This is a genomic window from Streptomyces sp. NRRL S-31, from assembly GCF_000718775.1.
Taxonomy (GTDB): domain Bacteria; phylum Actinomycetota; class Actinomycetes; order Streptomycetales; family Streptomycetaceae; genus Streptomyces.
Genome location: NZ_JOCB01000296.1, coordinates 1 through 265, shown reverse-complemented (window position 1 = coordinate 265; position 265 = coordinate 1). Strand labels below are relative to the sequence as shown.

The 265-nt window shown below is 69.1% G+C and carries 1 protein-coding gene; it reads left to right on the top strand.

The annotated features are described in order from the left end of the window. On the top strand, positions 1–265 hold a 265-nt coding region (locus IF37_RS0138725), incomplete at both ends, for an ABC transporter ATP-binding protein (RefSeq protein WP_030754659.1).

The following is a 265-nucleotide window of genomic DNA, read 5'->3' as shown; positions in this document are numbered from 1 at the left end:
CGTCGGTCTCAACCCCGAGCACTACAACCGGTTCCCGCACGAGTTCTCCGGCGGCCAGCGCCAGCGCATCGGCGTCGCCCGCGCCCTGGCGCTGGAGCCCAAGCTCATCGTCGCCGACGAGCCGGTCTCCGCGCTGGACGTCTCCATCCAGGCCCAGGTCGTCAACCTGCTCCAGAAGGTGCAGCGGGAACTGGGCATCGCGTTCGTCTTCATCGCCCACGACCTGGCGATCGTGCGGCACTTCTCCCAGCGCGTCGCGGTCATG